The organism is Paenibacillus sp. FSL k6-2145 (assembly GCF_037976585.1).
In the GTDB taxonomy this organism is placed as follows: Bacteria; Bacillota; Bacilli; order Paenibacillales; family Paenibacillaceae; genus Paenibacillus.
On record NZ_CP150267.1, the window covers coordinates 94,642 to 114,712 of the forward strand.

The following is a 20,071-nucleotide window of genomic DNA, read 5'->3' on the forward strand; positions in this document are numbered from 1 at the left end:
CAGCTTAGTGCATTACCCAGATTCCACCAGCCAATACGGAGAGAACCGTGATAAACGTTTGATACACCACATCCATAATGAGATTCCCGATACTGTCTCCATCTGCCTTGCGATTTTTAATCATGACATAAGTATGTGACCAAAGACCACTTAATCCGTATATGTACATCGTTACCAATACACCAACCCAAAAGTTCCCCTGGAACCAGATGGCCATAATCCCCATAACTCCAAGCCCTACCTGGGAAAAACCGTATTTAACCTGAAATGGTCCACCAGGCCATCCTAACATTTTGGCTGTCTGATCCGCTCTGGCAATGTTGACAACATAACCAATCACTCCAACCAATCCAAACGTAACCACAAACTGATGAAGCAGCAATACTCTGCTAATCTCGCTCATTTCTCCGGGAAAACCTAACACATATAGGTGTACTCCCCCTGAAATTAGACCTAACAACCATAGAACCAAAAACCACATGCCTGTCCCACTCCCGCCGTTTGTTATTTGGAATCATTTGTAACTAAATGTACAATCTTGTAGATACACACATTATATAATCGCTTTTACATTTGTCAATTCATACATAATTTTCTATTTTGTCGAAGCTTTTGTCATTTTTATTCTTCTGTACGCAAACAAGAAAACCATATAGTTCCATTTAACTTGAAAATAATAGGAATCAAGCCCTATTATTACATTAAAAGGTTTGAAACCTACTTCTTTTTTAACGCTTCAAAAGAACCACAACTCATTTATTTGACATAGGTGATAGTTCAATTATCATTTGTTTGATCATCTACGATTACAGGATAACAGCAACTATCAATTCACATATGATATAAAAGAATTGACAACCAATCACTTTGTAACTATTATAGTTACAACGGTGGTGATTATCCCATGAGACAAATCAGCAGTCGCTTTTCCATTGCGGTTCATACCCTGTCCCTGATCGCTGTTATGCCCAATGAATGCACCGGAGATGTTATCGCGCAGAGTGTGAATACAAATCCCGTGATTATTCGGCGGATTATGTCCAAGCTGAAACAGGCGGGTCTGATTGACGTCAGACCCGGTGTGGGCGGTGCTTCCTTGTTGAAAGATCCAGCCGACATTACCCTTCTTGATGTATATCGAGCGCTTGAGGTCGTGGAGGATGGGGAATTGTTTAACTTTCACAAACATCCGAATCCGAAATGTCCGGTCGGCAACATGATTGAACACACCTTGCGTGCCGAACTCATTGAGGCTCAGACAGCCATGGAACAGCGCTTGAATCGTGTAACCATACAGCAGATGATGGATCAGATTCATGTCTCTGAATAAAAAAGCTCATTATGAGCTTTTTTTAACCCTTTCGTTGTAATCACACCTGTTATAACATTTTTGATTACATCCATATGCAACCAACAACACATATCCTAGGAGGAAAAGAAAATGAAAATTTTGGTTACTGGCGCAACAGGTCATTTGGGTTCACTGGTTGTAGAGGCATTGTTAAAAACGGATTCTGCCAAAGATGTGGCAGTAAGTGTACGTAATCCGGAAAAAGCTGAAGCACTCCGCACTCAAGGCGTTGACGTGCGTCACGGTGATTTCGATCAACCGGAGACGTTGGAGAAAGCTTTTGCCGGTGTAGACCGTCTGTTGCTCATCTCGACTGATGGTGACAATGAAACGCGTATTCGCCAACATCAGGCTGCCATTGACGCTGCCAAGAAAGCAGGCGTGGGTTTCATCGCTTATACAAGCGTTGTGAATGCAGAGAAAAATACCCTTTCCCTGGCGGAAGTCCACCGCGCTACAGAAAAAGCTATTCGTGAATCCGGCATTCCGTATTCTTTCCTGCGCAACAACTGGTACCTGGAAAATGAAGCAGGCAGTGTACAAGCAGCTACGCAAGGTGCACCTTGGGTTCATGCCACCAATGACAGCCAAGTAGGCTGGGCTACCCGCAGTGACTACGCCCATGCTGCAGCAGCTGTACTCGCAAGCGAAGGACACGAGAATACCGTATATGAACTGTCCGGCAAACTACGCACGCAAGCTGAACTGGCTGCCATTGTTGGTGAAGTGCTTGGACAGGACATCAACGTGCAAAACGTGGACGATGCCGCTTACGCTGACATCATGAAAGGTGCAGGTCTACCGGATTTTGTCGTTTCGATGCTCGTTGATATGCAAAGTGCCATCCTTGAAGGCGCATTGGCTGTAGAGAGTGATACTTTAGAGAAATTGCTTGGCCGTCCGGCTCAGCCACTTAGCGAAGGTATTAAAGCAATTGTAGGCAAGTAAGTTTTGGATATGAGAAAGGGACACACCAACAAATGTTGGATGTGTCCCTTTTTTGTGTAGCTAAAGATCAATACAATGATATTCCCGTTGTACGAATGACCGTACACTCACCCGTTGATTGCGACTGCTGTAATTCGAGATAGGTATTTATGCTTTCCACAACAGTTCATCACTCATTGGTCACTGCTCAAGAATATAACGTGCGGGAATGTGATCGGCCAGCCAGATATTTTCGTTTCCATGGTAAAAGAGGATTCCATCTATGGCCGCTTGAGCAGCATTGATTTTCAAAATGACAGGCTGATCATCACGTCTTCGCCCCACCTGATTGGCCGTATCAATATCTGCGGACAGATGTACATATTGCCTTTGCCGCGGCTGTAAGCCATGTTCCATAATAGAATTCACGGCGCGTGCCGGTGTACCATGGTAAAGGGTTTCCGGTGGCTCAGCAGCTATCTTGGATATCTTATGTGGCGTCGAATGTCCATACAATGCCCGGATGCGGCCAGAATGGATTTCATGTCTCTTTTTCTCCGAGGCTTGAATCATCTGCTCCAGATCGGCTTGCGTGACTTCCTTCCACTGCGGACTTTCATGTAAAGCCACCAGCAATTGCGAGATTTCCACCCAACCCTCTTCATCCAGTTCCAACTCATACTCCCATGGTGCATGTCGCAGAGCGTATGAGAGTTCTTTGCTTAATTTCATCAGATCCAATGCAATCATCTCCCACATCTAATAAAACCGTCTAATTTTGCGATTGAACCGCGGTTAAAATCTCCTGAATGTTACGTTCCAATCCTTCATCGTCTTCCTGATTGAATTGGCGGTGTCCATCAATCCCACGTTGGATAATCGTATTCATCACCGGATGAACCTCACGATCGGAAGCCACTCGAATCAGATCATCGGCAAAATCAACCGCCTGCTGTTCACTATAATTAAATGGTTTAATCAGCATCCGAATGCTCAAGGCATGGGCCTGCGGCTCCGCTAGCTGATCCCGATGAGTGATGCCATACACCGCACCAAAACCAAAAGCAGCCATTACCTGACGCTCCAGTTCTGTCGTCTGCTCCAATGGCGTGCCAATCAGCTCACACATTTTGTCCACCATCTGCTCCAGCTCGTTTGCTGCCGCAGCCAGAATTACGTCATTAATATCGTCAGCGTTGATAAATTCAGTCATATTGGTTTCTCCATTTCTGCACCGTATTTGATCCATTCTCTCAGACTCTATGAGAACATTGTATCGGAGTTGGGGTGTTCGTTTCAAACTCATCTACGAATAAAGGCGAAGTGAATGCTCCCGAAGCAGTTTTCTTACAGAAAGCTTTTAGGTCTGCTTCTTCAGTGCATGAAGATCTTTATGTATGCGTGGGGCAACTTGGTAAATGTTCATATGCGTCACTGTTAATACCAACGTGATTCATCGTTTGGCGCAGCTCCGATACAAATTCCATAAAATACACTTCAGGACTACGGCTTCCGGCATAATACTGCAAGTCATAATCGTAATTCAACCTCGAAAATACATCATGCAGATCGTCAACCAGTATCTTTTTCATATCCTCTCTCGTAATAGCTGGGTCCATGCTGCACTCGTTGGCCAGGGTCTGCATTGTCTCCTTGAGCGCCTGCTGATCGTATAACGGGTTAGACAACAGATGCTGCAAATCATACAAGTCTTTAAACCTGGGCCTCACTATCGTTTGATGCAGCTTCCATGCAATTTGGATGGAGAGTGGTACAGTGTAAGGAACGACAAAAGCTTCACCAACCATGGGTTGGTAGGATAGAGTAACAGGCTTCTCATCCAAGTCGAGGTTAAAAGATATATCAAGATGCAGTTCATCCTCATACTCATTTTCATTCCTTGGTTCATTATCAATATAAAAGGCAAGCTCCGTGTTCACCGTAGGAAAATCATCCGCCATCGCGTAGTCTATTCTTCTCCAGAAGGCATTCTCCCGAAAGCTACGGAATATGATACCGTCATTCAGGTCCATCTCCGTTACCTGGATCATCCAGTCTGTAAATACTGCATTGGCCTGATCCTCAGTCTCAATTCGACCTGTATACAGAAAGTCGATGTCATCCACATAACGAATATTGGGATTCTCCAAATACTGTCTTGTTAATAAGCTTCCTTTTAATACAAATGGACTATTCACTAGAGAAGCGCGTTTTAATAGAGCTTCTAACACAACAATGAATCTCTCATCCTCATTTAGGAGGTGCATTTTTATGTTTTTTTCTGACACTCGTTCTCCTCCTCCATTCATCGTACTCAACATCCAATTAGATCCATCCACGATCCAGTTCTTCCCGGCTGTCATAGATGCACAGTTCATATTGCTGTTTTAACAGTTCGATCTTGTTCGTATGCAAAATGGTATGTATCTCTCCCACTCTACGATAAAAATGTTCTGCACTCTCATATTCACGAACCGTTACGAATCTCACCTTTCCATCTGCATGCAGCGAATTCCGTGAGATATTTCCGCCCGAATCCGCGCACAGTTGTTTAAAGACGGCCACATCATCCACATATACCTTTCCGTGCCATTCGAAATAAGGCTTGGACTGTGCCAGCATCGGCTGATCAAAATACGTTTCTTCCTTAGCCGGAATTTCCACCTTCGTCCGAACAACTGTGAATCCGTTATCCCGAAACTTCGCCCCAACTTCTTCAATAACATTCTTCACTTCTTCGTAATTCGTGCTATGTACAATGCCTGTAATCATTGGCTGATTAATATATTCACCTTTGTCCAAGACGATCAACACGGGCTTCACGTTCTCTTCATTACAGATGTTGATAAAGGTCTCTTTCTCGTTCTGCTTCAGATCACGCATGGTTACATGATATTCAAATTCCATCAGGTCACTTCCTTACTGATTTTTGTCATCTCTCATTAGACAGATCTCTCTTCTATCTTCTGTTAATTCTCCACTCACATCGCTCAACTCAAATATTTCCACAGATCTTCTTTAAGTTTTACAATTCACGTTCAAAACGCACCCCTAATTTCTCTACAAGATACTGACAACTGGGACATTCGTTAACATGAACTAGGAGAACTTTATTTACTCAGCAATTCAAAAAATTCTAATATATTGGTCGCGACTTTTTGTGTCACAGGAGAAAACTCCTCTGACTCTTCATGAAACCAAATAACTACAACAGGCTCTTTCTTCTCTCTATAGTCCAAACAAATAAAATCTCCTGAAAAAAGTACCGCAATAGGAACTACATTCATCCCCACTAAATCTTCATTATCAGTTAATCTATCTCCTATTTGTGTAATAATAACTTCAACATCATACCATCCATTAATAGGACCAGACTCACTGTCACTCAATAAACATAGAAATTTTTCTATTATGTATTCTTTCTGATTCATACTAAATATATTTGTGATTGGTACAGCTCCATTATGTTCCTTAATAAAGTTCCTATAAGATTCAGGAAATGAAACTCCTAAACCTCGCTCAACTTCATCTAATAAATCATCGCTTGGTAATGGAACGACAATCGTATTAACATCCATTCTCATTTTTTTCACTCCCTATATTATCTTTTTTTCGTGTTCCTTTGATTTTGAGCATGAAGAAGCTCATTCCTACTCATAATTCAAGTGAGAAAAAGCTTTTGAAAAGCTTATCCAGGTGTTTGAATAGCCTAGTCTTGGATTTGTTGATGTATTTTACGATCTTGTATTAATATTGTAAGTTGTTTAAAATCCGAGCAAATCCATAAATTAATCAGCATGTCCATTGTCAAGTGCATCCAAGGTTTCTTCACTTATATCAAGTGGTTCCCTTTTAACTCGATTTGCAAGCGAAAGAAAATTAGTAGCACCAGTTACATTCAAATAACCTGCCCTTATAAAGAAATAGCCACCTCTTTCATAGAGCTTTATTACTGGCTCAAACAAATCTTTATTATCAATAGCAATTTGATTTCCTTCATCAATGAGTGCGTTTAACTCTAAATAACTGGTAGCAATTTCTCTAACATAACTATTGTCAATCTCCTTTAGTATCTGTAATTCATCAACACTTACTTGTGACTTAGTTATTGAATTTGAAATGATAATAAAAGGATACCTACACGGACCAGGATAAGATTGAAGAAATATTGATGCTCTTCTTAAGTATTCTTTACTCAAGTGAACATGTGATCTTGCTTGCTTATTTCCAATACAACCCCAATCTATTGCAGAAATACACTTAATTGCCTGATTAAAATTTTCCATCAATTATTTCGCTCCATCTTCTGTATTTTTATTGACCAAGAACATTTTTCGAATAATATTCATATGCTCCTGGGAATTCAAATGAAGGTTTGATCAGAAGCTACATCATGTGCACCAGGAGGATTGTTTATATGCCATTTGCATTTTTTTTGACTTCTCCTCAATCGTTATTTGATTTCCTTACTCCAATAAAATTTGTGATTCATCTTTTTTTATACTCATGATTGATTTAATTAATACATTTGCAAGTAAATTTGATAAAAGGTAAGAAAATGAAAAAACAGGTCAATTACGGTGGAATCTTACCATAATCAACCTGTTTGATGAAACGGAATAGCGCTATTTAGTTATAACATTATGCAATTGATGTACTTACAACCGAAAATGTGCAATCTTATACAAGTAATATAGGGTTAGATGTGTTACTAATTGATTAATTGGCTCATTTCTCACTGGGTAGGTACTTCATACTGTTATAGTACTATATCTTGAAAGCCTACCTCAACTATTTCTTCATCCTCAATTTTCACAGCAAGCCCATGTTCTATTTCCCAAGTACAATTAAAAAGCAACCCAATTCTTCTAACTCCATTTTTTCGCACTCTTCTGATAATCAATTGAGTTGGTTCAATTAAATGATCTAACTCTTCTTTATTTTCAATAATTGATGCAATCTTGTCAGCTTCTTCCTCTCCCAGCATTTCTCTATAATCCATGTATACTTCTTGATAATAGTCAAAGATAGCCTCTTCTACTTTAGTCATGATATCGTCCATATTTCCAATAAGATTGGTATATGCTTCTTTTTGAGCATCGTGGAATTCACCTTCTTCATTTCCATCAACACTTAAAATTATGGCTTTGTCTTTTCCAAACATTTTCATTTTCTGTTGTCCGCTCCAATATAAATCGTAAGAAATTTCACCAAATAGTTCATGGTTAAGGTTAGCCATGCCGTCACTCTCCTAGCTTCTCTTTGATTCTATGTTCCCCAACTCCACCTAAATGATTATATGTACATACCATTAATTTTGCTTGGATACTAATTGCATACCCTCAAGGTCATTTAGTTCATGCCAAGTATAATTATTGTCCTTTCGCCAATCTGCAACATCACCCGCAGTCCACTTTTTCTCAGGAGTCGACCATTCCTTAGCTAATATTTCATCAGCCATTGCAAAGTTCTTTCTTCTGTCACTAGTCATATTCGGAATTTTCACCTCAGCCTTTGTAAAAGGAGAAAAATCAGGCATTGCATTCTTATACTCTACTCCATCAACGCCCGCTTCATCTAGATATTTCTTCACTTCAGGTTTCTCTGAAACAAATTTTGACTCTTCTCTTTCACCACTCCATTCCCCTTTATTAACTGGTATTCTTTTTAGTCTGTCATCATAAGTACTATACTTTGGTGTTACATCATAACCTTTTGTTACCTTAGGAACATCACCCGTCCCATCAGCCTCTGATTCACTTTTTTGTCTTTCTTCCTCTTCCCTTTTACGTTTTTCCTCCTCTTTTTTCTCTTTACCATCTTTACCTTTTCCTTTTTTCTTCGATGAATCTTGTTTCCACTGATTATGACTGTCGGGAATCTGATTCTCTTTCTTGTTAGAGCTAGATGAGCTTGTTCCTTCACCCTCGCTCGACTTTTTCCCTGTACCTGTATTTGATCCTGTAGTATCCGGTTCTCCGGATGTTTGGGTCTTCTTACTGGTATTCGGAGTTGGATCCTCTATCTTTCCACTACTTAATGATCCTGTCCCTTCACCATTTGAATTTAGGCATATAAAAAAGGCTATTCCTACCCGTTGTTCAAGTTAGAATAGCCTCTGAAATTTATCGCACTTCGTATTACAGTCCGTCTTGTGAAAAAATTTATTACTCTATGATTCAATTTTTTTCATTATCGAGTGCATCCAGAACCTCATCTTTAATATCCCTTGGGGAAAGTTCCCTAGTTATTGCCCCAGAATTACGCGACCATGCATGTTTCCCACATACTAACTCATTATGATGATAACTGATCCTTCCACCTCTCTCAAACAACTTAATAATCGGGTCATATAGATCGTGAAACTGCAGAGCAATAGGCACGTGTTGGTCTACTACGTATGACCATTCAAGATAAAAAGTACAAAGATACTCCGTAACCCAATCAATGTCTTCGTTTACCAATTTATTAAATTCTTCTTTTATATGAACAGGTACATCAAAATTAATTATTTCTGCTGCATTAAATACTGCACGTCTGTTATCCTCCTTGGAGTTGAAATCCATAAAAATATTACCTCTTCTAATAAACTCTGTTACTAAAATTGCATATGAAGGTTTATCCATCGCATTACTTTCCCAGTTAATGCTCTTTATTCTTTCTTTGGCTTGTTCCAAGTTAGAATTCAATTTTTCCACCTCAAATTTTCGGTTTAAACCCAGGAAATCCGCCGGGTTGTGGTGGTGCTAACTCATGAGCACCTTTTGTACTTTCGTTCGTTGTACCATCTTTGAAATAATTAATATCACGATACGGCAATCCTTCTTGCATCATTTTACTTTCTGCCAATTCATGGTCGGCTAATTGTCTAAACCATGCTTTTTCCTTTGCTGACAATTCACCTTCTAGTGCTTTTTTCCATCCATAGGCAATATCAATATCCGGGTCAAAGTATCCTTTATAATAGTACTTGCCGTTAACAGTATCAACTAAATTAATATGTTCTGACAGTATTACATGTGTTTTTAACTGACTTGCCTCTTCAAAACTAAGTCCTGTATTCCGTGAAAAGGTTTCTAATTCTACGGCATCTAAACCAGTGGATCTTAATTTTCCATATGTCTGTAAAGCAATCTCTTCCTGTTTAAAATTAGGAACAAACTGAATAGGTTCTCCACGTGGGTCAATTGGCTTAGGTATTCTAGCCGTTCCCTTCCCCTCAGTGCCTTCCGTATTTTCCTTCGGTTTATTTGTATCCTGTTCTCCCTCTGGTTCTGGTGGCTTGGGTGGTTTAGTATCCGCTTCAGAATTACCCTCAACCTTATTTGGCAGAGATTTCTTCCATGAATTCACTTCATTTGGAGTAGCATTTTTTTCTGGATTCGTCTTAGTTTCGGTATCTTTTGGTTTCTGTTTTGGTGGCTTCTGATCACTACCCGCTTGGTTAGGTTTAGTTTCAGTTTCACCTTCTGTTTTGCCACCAGAACTTGCTTGTCCCGTTTTTTTCGACTTTTCCCCGCTCCAATCACTTCCTCCACCAGAAGCGATCCTCATTTTCTGACCGTCTGTCCATTTCTTCTTTGCAAATGTCGCTGCTGTTTTTAATCCGTTACCAACAACTTGCATGACCTTTCCTTCAATGTCTGGCGTCCTTACCCTTAGATTACCACCAATCATCGTTCCGTTCTCTATTAAATCGCGATTCATTTCATAATCGTAGATCATCTCTACGAATTTCTCATCGCTAATCGGATTGTAAATCAACTGTGTCAGATATTTCATCTGTTCCAATGTCAGGTCCTGACGCAACCAAAAATCGTAATCTTTTACTTCCTCGACGGTAATATTATGATATATGCCAGCCCTGTCTAATGCCCATGAAATTTCTTGGTAATAGGGCGAAAAGAAGGTTTGATGTTGAACATCGTCTTTCTCCACACTCTTAAAAAATTCCAGCGACTTCTGCAGGTCACGTTGGGCTTTTTCATGCGCCCACTTCTCACGGAAGTAACTCGGAATCTGCTCATAAGCAAGGCTAATCTCCTTGTTCTGTTGTTCCAGCTTCTTAAAGAAATCAGTCACCGAAGTCGATGTAGTCAACTCTTTGGCGGCCGTCAACATTTTCCCAAGCATCGTCCATTTCGCTTCGTTCTCCTGCTGTTGCAGTTCAGCAAAACCATTCGTAAATCGGTCCAGCAAATTCAAAGCCGAAGGCTTGAAGGAGTCTATCTTCGGCACGCTCGCGATGAGACCCGTGGCAACGGCAGCAATACCTACGCCGATGGCTGTCTGGGCAGCAATACCCCCTAGAGCTCCCAGGATCGGAATCATAGCAGTGATGGCCAACGCAGCTCCAGCCAACGATCCATCTTTCGGGTTCGTCGTTGATGCCTGCGTCACTGCAGCAGCCTCTGCGGCAGCTGCGGCCTGAGCTGCTTCGTACTCCTTAATCGGCATCAGCGGTGGCTCCGGCTCCGCAGGCAGATCCGCCACATGAACAGGCGCTTTGTTGCTTCCCTCCTGTTGCAATAGACCTGCTCGTACGTTGGTCTCCCCGTCCAAAATGAAGCTACCACCCCCGTCAAGTAGCCATTAGTTATTTTCGACACGCAAAAAGCTCTCTCCAACTCATAAATCAAGTAAGAAAGAGCTTTTGAATGTTAATCAAATGTTTGAATCATTTAATGTTGGGTTCGTTGGATATGGTTGTGCTATACGATTTAATTAGCCTGGTATCAAATTGCAACATCTTGGTATCCTACATCAGCTATTTCTTCATCTAATAAACGCAACCCTAAACCATTCTCTGAATCCCATGTACAACTAAAAAGAACTCCAATGTCACGTTCTTCATTAATGTCTCCATACGGAACAACAATCCCCTCTAAAGTAATCATCTTCATCAGTTGAGTTGTTGTTTCAACTAATGGATAATTCTCATTAAACGCAACATCATAACCCAATTCACTTCTTTTTTGTATGTAATAATCCAAAATAGGTTGTAATAAGTTAAATTGCACTTGTTTCCAATCTTGTATCAATGATTGATATGCCGAATATTGTTTTTCATCAAATCTTCCATCTTCATCTCCATCAATCATCAATGTAATTTCAAGTTCTCCTCCGAATAATTGAAACATAGTCTTCCTAGTCCAACCATAGTTATATTCGAGCACTCCAAAAACAGGATCATTCTTTATCATTGTGTACTCCCCTCTTTATTGTTTATTAGAAATCCCCCAGGTTCAAACGCTCCTGCATTCATTTCTCCCACACCTCCAAGATGCCCAAAAGTACTATTCATCTTTGTAGGTACTAGTTGCATTGTTTTAACATCATTTAATTCGTGCCATGTTAGTTTATTTCCATCTCGATAAATCTTTATATCTTTAGCAGTAATTTTACCAGACTCCATACCAAATTGGCGTGCTATTTCAGGAGAATTATTAAGTTGTTCAGCTAACCTTTGATCTGATTGAGCAAAATTAGCTCTTCTCGCTGCTCCTCCGTATGTGCCTTTTCCACCTAACATATACTCAATTTGCACTTCTGCTTTAGCTACTGGTGAAAGATCAGGGATCAGACAAATAAAAAAGCCAATTTCGACTTATAATTCAAGTTGAAATTAGCATTTCTGCATCCGTCATTTTCTAAAGATTAAACTTCATATAAACTATCTAAAAAGCTATCAAAAGAATCAGATATAAGAAACATATTGCTCATCTTCTCAGTAGGTTCTATATCATGAAGGAAAATATATATTTTCCCCGCATACTCTTCGCTAGTTCCCAGACAAATTTGATTTCCTCCAGAATCATCACCTATAGATATAAATTCGTTTGGGATTTCGCCATATAATGAGTCAAACACACTTGATAACTCATCGTAGGATTCATTGATATCTAGCCCATAAAGTGTGTTGAGAGCAGTCTCTCCTTCATCATCTGAAATTTTGAAAACATTTGGCTTTACATTACCACCGTTATACTCAAGCAAAAAATCGCGATATTGAACCGGAAGCAAGAAAGCATATTTTGCTTCAAATTCCTCAATATTTTTTAATTTAATTTTTTTATTTGTGTTATAAATCGTTGCCATGGTAATTCTCCTTTATAATCATTTTTTCCGTTAACTGTAGACTGACCACCGATATGTCTAAACTCCCTATGAATATCTTCATCGACAAGAACCATTGTCTTTCCATCTTCATGATGATGCCAAGTGTACCCAGTTGGAGGTTGATTTAGTTCAGTAACTGGTGGATCAGAATCCTTATTTAGTCCTGCTTCTAAGTTCGCCTTCTTGGAGTCCGCCTGAGGGTTTTTAGGAATAGTAATTTCTATTGTTACTGCTGGTTTAATAGTTAGATGGTAAAATGCTGAAAAGTCAGGACACCCATTAGGATAACTAACTGATATTCCATTTTTGTTAGTATATGTCCATGTTCCATTCCCATCAATTGAGATATGTCCACCTTTATCCTACCATTTTTAGGGACAGGTGAAATCATTGGCCTCGTTTCCATTACTTCTTATGTCAAATCCGAAAGTTCTCACTTCTTACCTTTACCCGTCTCCTCAGTGCCTTCCGTATTTTCCTTCGGATTTTTTGTATCCTATTCTACCTTTGGTTTTGGTGGCTTGGGTGGTTTTGTATCGCTTCAGAATTACCCTCCACCTTATTTGGCAGAGATTTCTTCCATGAGTAGCATTTTTTTCTGGTTTCGTCTTCGATGTCGTGCTACTTTTCGGTGTTGTCGTTGCATTAGGTTCATTCGTTTTCGAAGACGGTGTTATATCTTTTCCTTATATTCCCACCCCTATCTGGTGCAAGAGTGGCCTCATACTTTGGTTTAGGTAGCTTTAACGAGAAATCAGCATAGTCTTTTGCCTTGTTATCTCCATTCGAACTACAATGTGCATAAAACTCCTTTTGTCTATTCCTGTTATGTCTACTACGGAATATGCAAAATTAAGCTCATCTACAGTTGTGAGTAAATTTGAAACGCAAGAAAACTAAGAAACAAAAAAACAGGTCAATTACGGTGGTATCAGACCATAATCAACCTGTTTAATGTAACTAAAAAGTAGATTTCAGAATATAAAATTAGAGCATTTAACTTTCTTATAATCTGGAATGGAGAAATCTTCAGACTTTTATTACATGAGTTAAATCATATGGAGTCAATTACCTGACTCATTTGACAGTAACTTTAAAGCTCATACTCCCACTCATTTTAATGGGTTTATATTGGATTATCGGGATACTCTTCTAGATACCTATCTATTAGTTTTCTGCTTTTTTCATCCTCTGGTATGTTACCCAAATATTTATATTCCCAAATAAGTAGCTGGTCATCAAAACTATATTTCGTATCAAACCAATTTGTATAATCATAATGAATCTTGAATTTCCCATTCCTATCAATAGATAATGTGAAGGAATACCAAGGTTCTTGTTCATTATCTATAAAATTCTTTCTTAGTTTTTCACTCAGTTCAAATAGAACTCTGCCTTTGATTTTATATTGATCTTTATAATCATGATAATAAAGAGGGATTTCTAAACTATACTTAAAATTTTCCACATCCTCAGGTGTGTTATAAAAAAAGTATGTCCCGCCCCCGGTTTCAGAAATTTGTGCATAGTAATGAAATTTTTCCCATTCTTCCGGGATCATTTCATTAACTGTTTCAGCTATTTGATTATATATTTGATTCATCTCTTTTTCCATGCTCAACGAAATCAACCTCCAGCTTGATTTTTAATAGTTTTTTGTACTGGCCTATTTCCTTCAATTTGATAAGTTACTTCAAAGGAATCGGGTCTCATTGAAGTACCTGAATAAACTGGTTCAATTTTTACAGTAACTTTTTTCGGAGGTATCTCTCTCAACGCATCCGCCCATTTAGACTCCATATTCACCGCCAGAGCTTTGTTTTGAGCCTGCTGGTTTCTGAGGTCCGGCGGTAGAACCAGGTTTTACCGTAGGCTTCGGAGTTTCGGGTGCTGTCTTCGATATATCCATTTCATAAACATTAAAAAAACTCACTCCTGACTCATTGTTTGAGTAGGAATAAGCCTTTTTAATTATTTTTGTCATATGATTGCATTATAGGAAGAACCTATTCTTCTAGCATATCAAGAAAACGATTAACATTATCTGCAATCTTTTCTGTAACTGGGTCATACTCATCTGATTCCTCATTATACCATATACAAACAACTGGATTGATTTTACTTTCAGTATAGTCTAAACAAACGAAATCTCCTGCAAATAGAGCTGCAATTGGTACTAATTCAGCACCTGTCATATTTCCATCAGAGAGTATCCTTTCATCCAATTGACTGAAAACAACCTTAATATCATACATACCTTTATCATGCTCGCTTGGCTTGTCCAATAAACAAAGAAAACGATCAACCACATATCTATTCGATTTAAATTCAAAAAATCGAGTTATTGGAATAGATCCATTACTTTTCGATATAAAATCTATAAAATCTTTGGGAAACTCGATTTCAAAATTTTCTTCTACACGCTTAATTAAATTACTACCTGGAAGCGGATAAATTATACTTTTTTTTGTATTTCCAACATATTTCACCTCTCAAATTAATGTCTTGGGGCATCTGCCCAGTGTCCATTTGTTCTTCCTCCATTATGCTTTGTAATATTATGAATACCAAAAGGTACAAGTTGCATCAAACCACTTTCTTCATTATGTTCCAAGTTGTTCCTTCTGGCTGTACTTTATTTGGTAATCTATCATTCAACCATTTGAATTGTACAGCATCTGTTGCCTTCCAAAGGTCCTTTGGTAATACATCTTCATGCAATACTGCACCTGCTCTTTTAAAGTCTGCATATCCAAATTTCAATCCTGGAATCTTCTTCACTTGAATCGTAGGAATATCAGAATGTAATTCTAAGGCTCTCTGTTTAATCATACTTCTTTGGTCTGAATTTAATTTACCAACAAAGTCATCTTGCCATGACCACACTTTATTTAATTTTACAATATCCCCATATATTAAAGCATAATCATCAAGAACCTCATTAAATTTTTTATTACCTTTTGCAAAATCTTTTATGTTTTCAAGGTTAGCTGTCCTGTCAACACTGCCACTATTACCCGTTCCCTCTGTACCTTTCGGACTCTCCTGCGGTTTCTCCGGTTCGGATGATTTAGGTGGTTTCGTATCGGCTTGCAGTTTACCTTCGTCCTTTTTCTTCGTTGGTGGTTTCCAGGTATTCACTTCATTCGGTGTTTCTTTTTTTCTGGATTCGTCTTTGGTGTCGTACTTGGTTTCGACGTTGTCGTTAAATTTCCTTTTCCTTCATTCTTTTTCCAAGAACATAACAAAAAACAGATCAATTATGGTGGTATCTGACCATAATCGACCTGTTCAATGTAACGGAATAGCGTTATTTAGGTTATAAAATCAAAGCATTTGATGTGCGTACCAACGGAATGTAGAAATCTTTATACAAGTATTACATTGGTTAAGTCTACTTGAAATCAGCCGCCCGACTTATTCGGCACTGGGTGGGGATAAATCGTATTCTAAATATTCCTCATCCCATTTGAGAACATGATCTTCTACCGCCACATACCATTCAGTATTCAAAACAGTACATCGTATTTGTGACAGTAAAGCAGTCCAATGCTGAACACCTTCCCAGATTGCATCATCCATGTTATCAGGTAACTGTGTAGAACCTTCAAAAATAATCTCCGGATCAGACGAATCTTTCAGATCATATACATCAAAACCAGTCCAATTGTATCCTTCTCCTGTATTGTTGAATTTTTCAATTTCTTGTTGTACCGAATACTCGGAAATCAATTTCTTTATAAGGTCTCCTTCGACATCTGTTAATGATTCCTTTCGTTTTGCTGAGTAATATATTGAAATCGCCATGCTACAAACCTCTCAATCGTTTTTCATTAGTGCATATACTCTCGTTTAAAGTCTTCATAAATTAAAAATGCATCAGCTAATAATTCTTTCAATTCTTCGTAATTACGGAATATCGGCTTCCTTACTTTATCATTTTCCAGACCATCTAGTTGTTCTTTTAATATTCCCCATGTCCCACCAATCTTAAGTTCGGAATTTTCCCATAGAGACCATATAAATTCAGCTACACCATATTTTAAAGAAATAACATATTGAAACTTATAATTATTCTGTGTTTCTGTAATCTTAAAAAACTTTTCCTTCTTATTAAACGAGGACTCGTACCCTAATTCACTAATAATTTTTACTACTTGGTTACTTTCATAGTCTTCGAAACTTTCACTAACATTAAATTGATACTTTGTGGCTAGATTCTTATACCTTTCAATAAATTTTATCTTCTCAAAAGTGTATTTGGTATGTTTATCTATCATATTTACTCCTCCCTAAATCTGATTTCGATCCCATATTTATTCTTTGCCAAATCAATGTAATCTTGTATCCCTGAAAAGTTCTTATTAGACGCAGGAATCTCAAGTATTTGTTTTCCCTTAAGTGGTTGACCGTCAATTGGAGGTTTAAAATCAGCGTATTTATCTGTTCTAATTATTGTTCCCGGCTCGTACTTCACCTTCATTTCCTTTAAATAACTCTCAAATGTAGATAACTCAATATCTGCTAAATCAGTCGCTTTTCTTGATACTATCTCGCCTTTTATAGGATCGTATGAATCCAAACGTTTTCCATTACTCAAATGTACTTCATTACATGGATACCATTCTTCCACAACTGACTTTTTATTGAATGCATTGCCTCTAGCCATTGGCGAATCATTCAACCAGTAATCTCTGGCCTTTTTCCACTCCAACCGATCTCGTGGTGGTTTCCCCTCTTTAGATTTACGAGCAAGATACTTTTGATAATCCGATTCTAACTTAGAATCTTTAAACTTTCCATTGGAAGACAGTAAATCTTTACCCATCCCCTCAGTGCCTTCCAGTTTATCCTTCGGTTTGTTTGTATTCTCCTCTGGTTTCTCCGATTCGGATGATTTAGGCGGTTTCGTGTCGGCTGGTGGTTTTACCTCGTCCTTTTTCTTCGTTGAAGACGGCTTCCACGTATTCACTTCATTCGGTGTTTCATTTTTTTCTGGTTTCGTCTTTGGTGTCGTGCTTGGTTTCGACGTTGTCGTTGAATTTCCTTCATTCTTTTTCGAAGAAGGTGAACTACCCGAACTTGTTTTCGACTTCGGTGGGTTCTCTACAGGCTTAGAGGTTGATCCGCCCCCACTGTTTGCTGTCTTTCCATTCACTGAAGCCGTCTCACCTGTTTTGTTCGTCTTATTATTGCTCCAATGACTCCCTCCACCAGACACGATCCCCATCTTCTGACTGTCTTCCCAATACTTTCGGACAAATGTCTTCACTTTGGGCACGATGGACGAAGACGGGCTCGTGTTCACTTTGGGCGTCGTTGTTCCACTTGCCTGCGGGATGGACCGTCTCAGGCCTACAGAACCGCCTGCCGAACCTCCCTTGCCCTTAAAATTAATTTGAGTATCCAGGCCTTTCAGCGTCGCATCATATTGATAATATCCATCCCATAGTTCAGCAAAGGCTTCATCGCTCATGGGGGCCTTTAGCCTCCATGATAGATACTTCATCTCCTCAACACTTAGCCCTTGTGCCTTCCAATAATCATAACTCCCTAGTTCCTCTACCGTGATATGAGGCCTGCCAATATCGAAGGTAATATTCGCAAAATGAGGCCCTACAAAAAGAATATCGTATTCCTCCGGATTTTCCATCACTTTATTGTAATAATCCAGCGAACTTTTCAGTTCCTGATCCGCCTGTTGTTTCGTCCATTTCTCTCGAATATAAGCTGGAATATCATAGTATGTGGCACTAATTTCCTGATGCTGCTGATGCAACTTCTTGAGTAGATCAATGTGGGAAGTCGATGTAGTCAACTCTTTGGCGGCCGTCAGCATTTTACCCAACATCGTCCATTTTGCTTCGTTCTCCTGCTGTTGCAGTTCAGCAAATCCATTCGTAAATCGGTCCAGCAAATTCAGAGCCGAAGGCTTGAAGGAGCCTATCTTCGGCACGCTCGCGATGAGACCCGTGGCAACGGCAGCAATACCTACGCCGATGGCTGTCTGAGCAGCAATCCCCCCTAGAGCTCCCAGGATCGGAATCATAGCAGTGATGGCCAACGCAGCTCCAGCCAACGATCCATCTTTCGGGTTCGTCGTTGATGCCTGCGTCACTGCAGCAGCCTCTGCGGCCTGAGCCGCTTCGTACTCCTCAATCGGCATCAGCGGTGGCTCCGGCTCCGGAGGCAGATCCGCCACATGAACAGGCGCTTTGTTGCTGCCCTCCTGTTGCAATAGACCTGCTCGTACGTTGGCCTCCCCGTCCAAAATGAAGCTACCACCCCCGCCAAGCAGCCAAATCGCTTCTGGTGCTGTAGCTTCGATCTGTCCGGCCGCAAGCAGGATATTGCTACCTTGAATGGACAGATTGCCTGGACTATTCAATACGATCCCCTGATCATTCAAGGTAATCGTTAACCCGGATCCGGCTTGCAGTGTAACCTCCTCAGGCGACATCCCGATAGAGCTCCCGGCAGGATGCCCCCAGACTTTATGCTCTGTTCCTCCGTTAGTGGAACGTTTACCCTCAGAGATAGAATGACGAATGTACGCTCCGGATTCCAGACTACTTGGAAAATATAATTCCACCTGATCCCCGATCTCCGGCATCATGTATAATCCGCTATGCCCTTCCGCAGCATAAACTGGCGCGACCGGATAGGGGCAGGCGGAGCCTTGCGTCATCGGGCCCTCGTCCATGGGCAATTTGATCTGAATGTGATCATGAATCACGCGGACCACCTCGCCGTACAGCGATAACCCAATCAGGTCCGATAGGTTGCATCTAGGTACATGAATGTGGTCTTCGAGTACCATGCGGTATGTCGTCATGAGTAATCCGGATTCCAGTCGCGAATGGGCATACACCACGGTCAGCTCTCTGCCATCCGGAAGTTCGACCTTATCTCCCAACGCATAGGTCTCGACACTTTCCACCGTATATTGCAATACGCCTTGCGATCCCTTGGGGCCCTGAATGATATATCGATCTTCCGTTCCGGAGCCGTGCCAGTCGATTCCGGCCAGCTCCTTACGAACCTGATAAGGTTGGTCTTCTGGCCATTTCCACAACTTACCTGCGGGCAAACCGATATACAGTTTTGGTGATGCCGCTGTGATTTCGGGGACCAGCACTGTACCGAATCGCGAGGCAAGCCTGCGTAGGAACATCCAATCGGTCTCTTTATATTGTAATACAAGTCCGCTCAATGAGGTATTTTCTGTAACCTGATCCATGACATCCGAATAGCGGTAAGAATTCATAATGAATTGAATTAGTTCTTTGAACGTCCACCCTCTGTTTTGAAAGGCTCGTTCCTCAATTCGCATATCCATTTGATAGGAGTTGGACAAAGCTTCAAGTTCGAATCGATAGACCCCTCCCGACAAATGAACCGAGAGCGATGTCATTACGCCATGGAAGAGTCTCCTCACTGATCTACCATTTTCATCGACTTGTCTGAGTATGATAGATTCCCCTTCAGCTTGAACTTGAAGAATGCCCGGCCCATCCTCTTCCGGAATTATACCGCTGACGTAGAGTTTCGCATGCTCGTTCACTTGGCGGGTAATTTGCACGCCTTCTAACCACTGTGCACGATAAGGCCAATATAGACGAATTTGCTCATAACCGATCTGGTCGAGTTTCTTCTCCGTAATTTCATTCATCG

The 20,071-nt window shown here is 40.2% G+C and carries 24 protein-coding genes and 1 pseudogene; 2 read left to right on the forward strand and 23 right to left on the reverse strand.

The genetic code is table 11. From position 1 onward, the window contains the following. Positions 1-4: 4 nt before the first annotated feature. Positions 5-481 (reverse strand): DUF6790 family protein, encoded by a 477-nt coding sequence (locus NZ043_RS00370; protein ID WP_026080959.1) that lies wholly within the window; start codon positions 479-481, stop codon positions 5-7. Between the two features lie 423 nt (positions 482-904). On the opposite strand from NZ043_RS00370, the gene NZ043_RS00375 reads away from it, so the two are divergent. Both NZ043_RS00375 and NZ043_RS00380 read left to right on the forward strand, forming a co-directional pair. Then, entirely contained in the window at positions 905-1,330 is a 426-nt protein-coding gene (locus tag NZ043_RS00375) for an Rrf2 family transcriptional regulator (protein WP_036668516.1), read from the forward strand. A gap of 111 nt (positions 1,331-1,441) precedes the next feature. Then, positions 1,442-2,299: an SDR family oxidoreductase gene (locus NZ043_RS00380; RefSeq protein ID WP_133385591.1), complete on the forward strand. Its 858-nt coding sequence runs from the start codon at positions 1,442-1,444 to the stop codon at positions 2,297-2,299. 180 nt (positions 2,300-2,479) lie between these two features. On the opposite strand, the gene NZ043_RS00385 is transcribed toward NZ043_RS00380, so the two are convergent. The 22 genes and pseudogenes from NZ043_RS00385 to NZ043_RS00490 form a co-directional block, all read right to left on the reverse strand. Beyond that, complete coding sequence (locus NZ043_RS00385; RefSeq protein WP_133386019.1) at positions 2,480-3,019, reverse strand: RNA 2'-phosphotransferase; 540 nt, start codon at positions 3,017-3,019, stop codon at positions 2,480-2,482. Between the two features lie 31 nt (positions 3,020-3,050). Then, positions 3,051-3,491, reverse strand: a complete 441-nt coding sequence (gene imm48 / locus NZ043_RS00390) for an Imm48 family immunity protein (RefSeq protein WP_133385592.1) — start codon at positions 3,489-3,491, stop codon at positions 3,051-3,053. A gap of 178 nt (positions 3,492-3,669) precedes the next feature. Next, a complete protein-coding gene (locus NZ043_RS00395; protein ID WP_339310164.1) occupies positions 3,670-4,566 on the reverse strand; it encodes a nucleotidyl transferase AbiEii/AbiGii toxin family protein in 897 nt (298 codons plus the stop codon). Between the two features lie 37 nt (positions 4,567-4,603). Next, positions 4,604-5,185 (reverse strand): hypothetical protein, encoded by a 582-nt coding sequence (locus NZ043_RS00400; protein ID WP_133385593.1) that lies wholly within the window; start codon positions 5,183-5,185, stop codon positions 4,604-4,606. A gap of 203 nt (positions 5,186-5,388) precedes the next feature. Continuing rightward, the gene (locus tag NZ043_RS00405) at positions 5,389-5,862 is read right to left on the reverse strand and encodes an SMI1/KNR4 family protein (RefSeq protein WP_133385594.1); all 474 of its coding nucleotides are present in this window, start codon (positions 5,860-5,862) and stop codon (positions 5,389-5,391) included. A gap of 204 nt (positions 5,863-6,066) precedes the next feature. Beyond that, the gene (locus NZ043_RS00410; protein ID WP_133385595.1) at positions 6,067-6,564 is read right to left on the reverse strand and encodes a hypothetical protein; all 498 of its coding nucleotides are present in this window, start codon (positions 6,562-6,564) and stop codon (positions 6,067-6,069) included. Positions 6,565-7,037: 473 nt separating this feature from the next. Beyond that, complete coding sequence (locus NZ043_RS00415; RefSeq protein ID WP_133385596.1) at positions 7,038-7,517, reverse strand: hypothetical protein; 480 nt, start codon at positions 7,515-7,517, stop codon at positions 7,038-7,040. Positions 7,518-7,589: 72 nt separating this feature from the next. Then, positions 7,590-7,871 (reverse strand): HNH endonuclease, encoded by a 282-nt coding sequence (locus NZ043_RS00420; RefSeq protein ID WP_133385597.1) that lies wholly within the window; start codon positions 7,869-7,871, stop codon positions 7,590-7,592. A 586-nt stretch (positions 7,872-8,457) separates the two neighbouring features. Next, positions 8,458-8,967, reverse strand: coding sequence for a hypothetical protein (locus NZ043_RS00425; protein WP_339310166.1), 510 nt, complete (start codon positions 8,965-8,967; stop codon positions 8,458-8,460). Positions 8,968-8,977: 10 nt separating this feature from the next. After that, complete coding sequence (locus NZ043_RS00430; RefSeq protein ID WP_133385599.1) at positions 8,978-10,807, reverse strand: hypothetical protein; 1,830 nt, start codon at positions 10,805-10,807, stop codon at positions 8,978-8,980. Between the two features lie 206 nt (positions 10,808-11,013). Next, a complete protein-coding gene (locus NZ043_RS00435; RefSeq protein WP_133385600.1) occupies positions 11,014-11,481 on the reverse strand; it encodes a DUF2004 domain-containing protein in 468 nt (155 codons plus the stop codon). Beyond that, positions 11,478-11,858 (reverse strand): annotated as a pseudogene (locus tag NZ043_RS00440) (HNH endonuclease); the annotation flags it as partial. The pseudogene NZ043_RS00440 and the gene NZ043_RS00435, both read right to left, overlap by 4 nt. Positions 11,859-11,935: 77 nt before the next feature. Beyond that, complete coding sequence (locus NZ043_RS00445; RefSeq protein ID WP_133385601.1) at positions 11,936-12,376, reverse strand: SMI1/KNR4 family protein; 441 nt, start codon at positions 12,374-12,376, stop codon at positions 11,936-11,938. Beyond that, entirely contained in the window at positions 12,337-12,744 is a 408-nt protein-coding gene (locus NZ043_RS00450) for an HNH endonuclease (RefSeq protein ID WP_339312600.1), read from the reverse strand. The genes NZ043_RS00445 and NZ043_RS00450 overlap by 40 nt, the downstream gene beginning before the upstream one ends. Positions 12,745-13,523: 779 nt before the next feature. Beyond that, a complete protein-coding gene (locus NZ043_RS00455; protein WP_133386021.1) occupies positions 13,524-14,012 on the reverse strand; it encodes an immunity protein YezG family protein in 489 nt (162 codons plus the stop codon). An 11-nt stretch (positions 14,013-14,023) separates the two neighbouring features. Further along, positions 14,024-14,257: a DNA/RNA non-specific endonuclease gene (locus tag NZ043_RS00460; RefSeq protein WP_276324000.1), complete on the reverse strand. Its 234-nt coding sequence runs from the start codon at positions 14,255-14,257 to the stop codon at positions 14,024-14,026. Positions 14,258-14,403: 146 nt separating this feature from the next. Continuing rightward, positions 14,404-14,886: an SMI1/KNR4 family protein gene (locus tag NZ043_RS00465; RefSeq protein ID WP_133385602.1), complete on the reverse strand. Its 483-nt coding sequence runs from the start codon at positions 14,884-14,886 to the stop codon at positions 14,404-14,406. A gap of 8 nt (positions 14,887-14,894) precedes the next feature. Beyond that, positions 14,895-14,984: an HNH endonuclease gene (locus NZ043_RS00470; RefSeq protein WP_339312603.1), complete on the reverse strand. Its 90-nt coding sequence runs from the start codon at positions 14,982-14,984 to the stop codon at positions 14,895-14,897. Further along, positions 14,984-15,538 carry an HNH endonuclease gene (locus NZ043_RS00475; RefSeq protein WP_240768066.1) on the reverse strand — a complete coding sequence of 185 codons (555 nt, stop codon included), beginning with the start codon at positions 15,536-15,538 and terminating at the stop codon, positions 14,984-14,986. The genes NZ043_RS00470 and NZ043_RS00475 overlap by 1 nt, the downstream gene beginning before the upstream one ends. A gap of 276 nt (positions 15,539-15,814) precedes the next feature. Further along, entirely contained in the window at positions 15,815-16,204 is a 390-nt protein-coding gene (locus NZ043_RS00480; RefSeq protein WP_133385603.1) for a hypothetical protein, read from the reverse strand. Between the two features lie 26 nt (positions 16,205-16,230). After that, on the reverse strand, positions 16,231-16,677 hold the full coding sequence (locus tag NZ043_RS00485; protein WP_133385604.1) for a hypothetical protein: 447 nt from the start codon (positions 16,675-16,677) through the stop codon (positions 16,231-16,233). A 2-nt stretch (positions 16,678-16,679) separates the two neighbouring features. Further along, positions 16,680-20,069 carry a hypothetical protein gene (locus NZ043_RS00490; RefSeq protein WP_339310169.1) on the reverse strand — a complete coding sequence of 1,130 codons (3,390 nt, stop codon included), beginning with the start codon at positions 20,067-20,069 and terminating at the stop codon, positions 16,680-16,682. Positions 20,070-20,071 lie beyond the last annotated feature (2 nt).

What these genes read in the sequence shown, in the direction of transcription:
- NZ043_RS00370 (WP_026080959.1), bottom strand. Translation starts at nt 481, where the DNA reads ATGTGGTTTTTGGTTCTATGGTTGTTAGGTCTAATTTCAGGGGGAGTA.
- NZ043_RS00410 (WP_133385595.1), bottom strand. Translation starts at nt 6,564, where the DNA reads ATGGAAAATTTTAATCAGGCAATTAAGTGTATTTCTGCAATAGATTGG.
- NZ043_RS00380 (WP_133385591.1), top strand. Translation starts at nt 1,442, where the DNA reads ATGAAAATTTTGGTTACTGGCGCAACAGGTCATTTGGGTTCACTGGTT.
- NZ043_RS00405 (WP_133385594.1), bottom strand. Translation starts at nt 5,862, where the DNA reads ATGAGAATGGATGTTAATACGATTGTCGTTCCATTACCAAGCGATGAT.
- NZ043_RS00435 (WP_133385600.1), bottom strand. Translation starts at nt 11,481, where the DNA reads ATGATAAAGAATGATCCTGTTTTTGGAGTGCTCGAATATAACTATGGT.
- NZ043_RS00415 (WP_133385596.1), bottom strand. Translation starts at nt 7,517, where the DNA reads ATGGCTAACCTTAACCATGAACTATTTGGTGAAATTTCTTACGATTTA.
- NZ043_RS00470 (WP_339312603.1), bottom strand. Translation starts at nt 14,984, where the DNA reads ATGCAACTTGTACCTTTTGGTATTCATAATATTACAAAGCATAATGGA.
- NZ043_RS00480 (WP_133385603.1), bottom strand. Translation starts at nt 16,204, where the DNA reads ATGGCGATTTCAATATATTACTCAGCAAAACGAAAGGAATCATTAACA.
- imm48 (WP_133385592.1), bottom strand. Translation starts at nt 3,491, where the DNA reads ATGACTGAATTTATCAACGCTGACGATATTAATGACGTAATTCTGGCT.
- NZ043_RS00400 (WP_133385593.1), bottom strand. Translation starts at nt 5,185, where the DNA reads ATGGAATTTGAATATCATGTAACCATGCGTGATCTGAAGCAGAACGAG.
- NZ043_RS00375 (WP_036668516.1), top strand. Translation starts at nt 905, where the DNA reads ATGAGACAAATCAGCAGTCGCTTTTCCATTGCGGTTCATACCCTGTCC.
- NZ043_RS00485 (WP_133385604.1), bottom strand. Translation starts at nt 16,677, where the DNA reads ATGATAGATAAACATACCAAATACACTTTTGAGAAGATAAAATTTATT.
- NZ043_RS00445 (WP_133385601.1), bottom strand. Translation starts at nt 12,376, where the DNA reads ATGGCAACGATTTATAACACAAATAAAAAAATTAAATTAAAAAATATT.
- NZ043_RS00490 (WP_339310169.1), bottom strand. Translation starts at nt 20,069, where the DNA reads ATGAATGAAATTACGGAGAAGAAACTCGACCAGATCGGTTATGAGCAA.
- NZ043_RS00455 (WP_133386021.1), bottom strand. Translation starts at nt 14,012, where the DNA reads ATGGAAAAAGAGATGAATCAAATATATAATCAAATAGCTGAAACAGTT.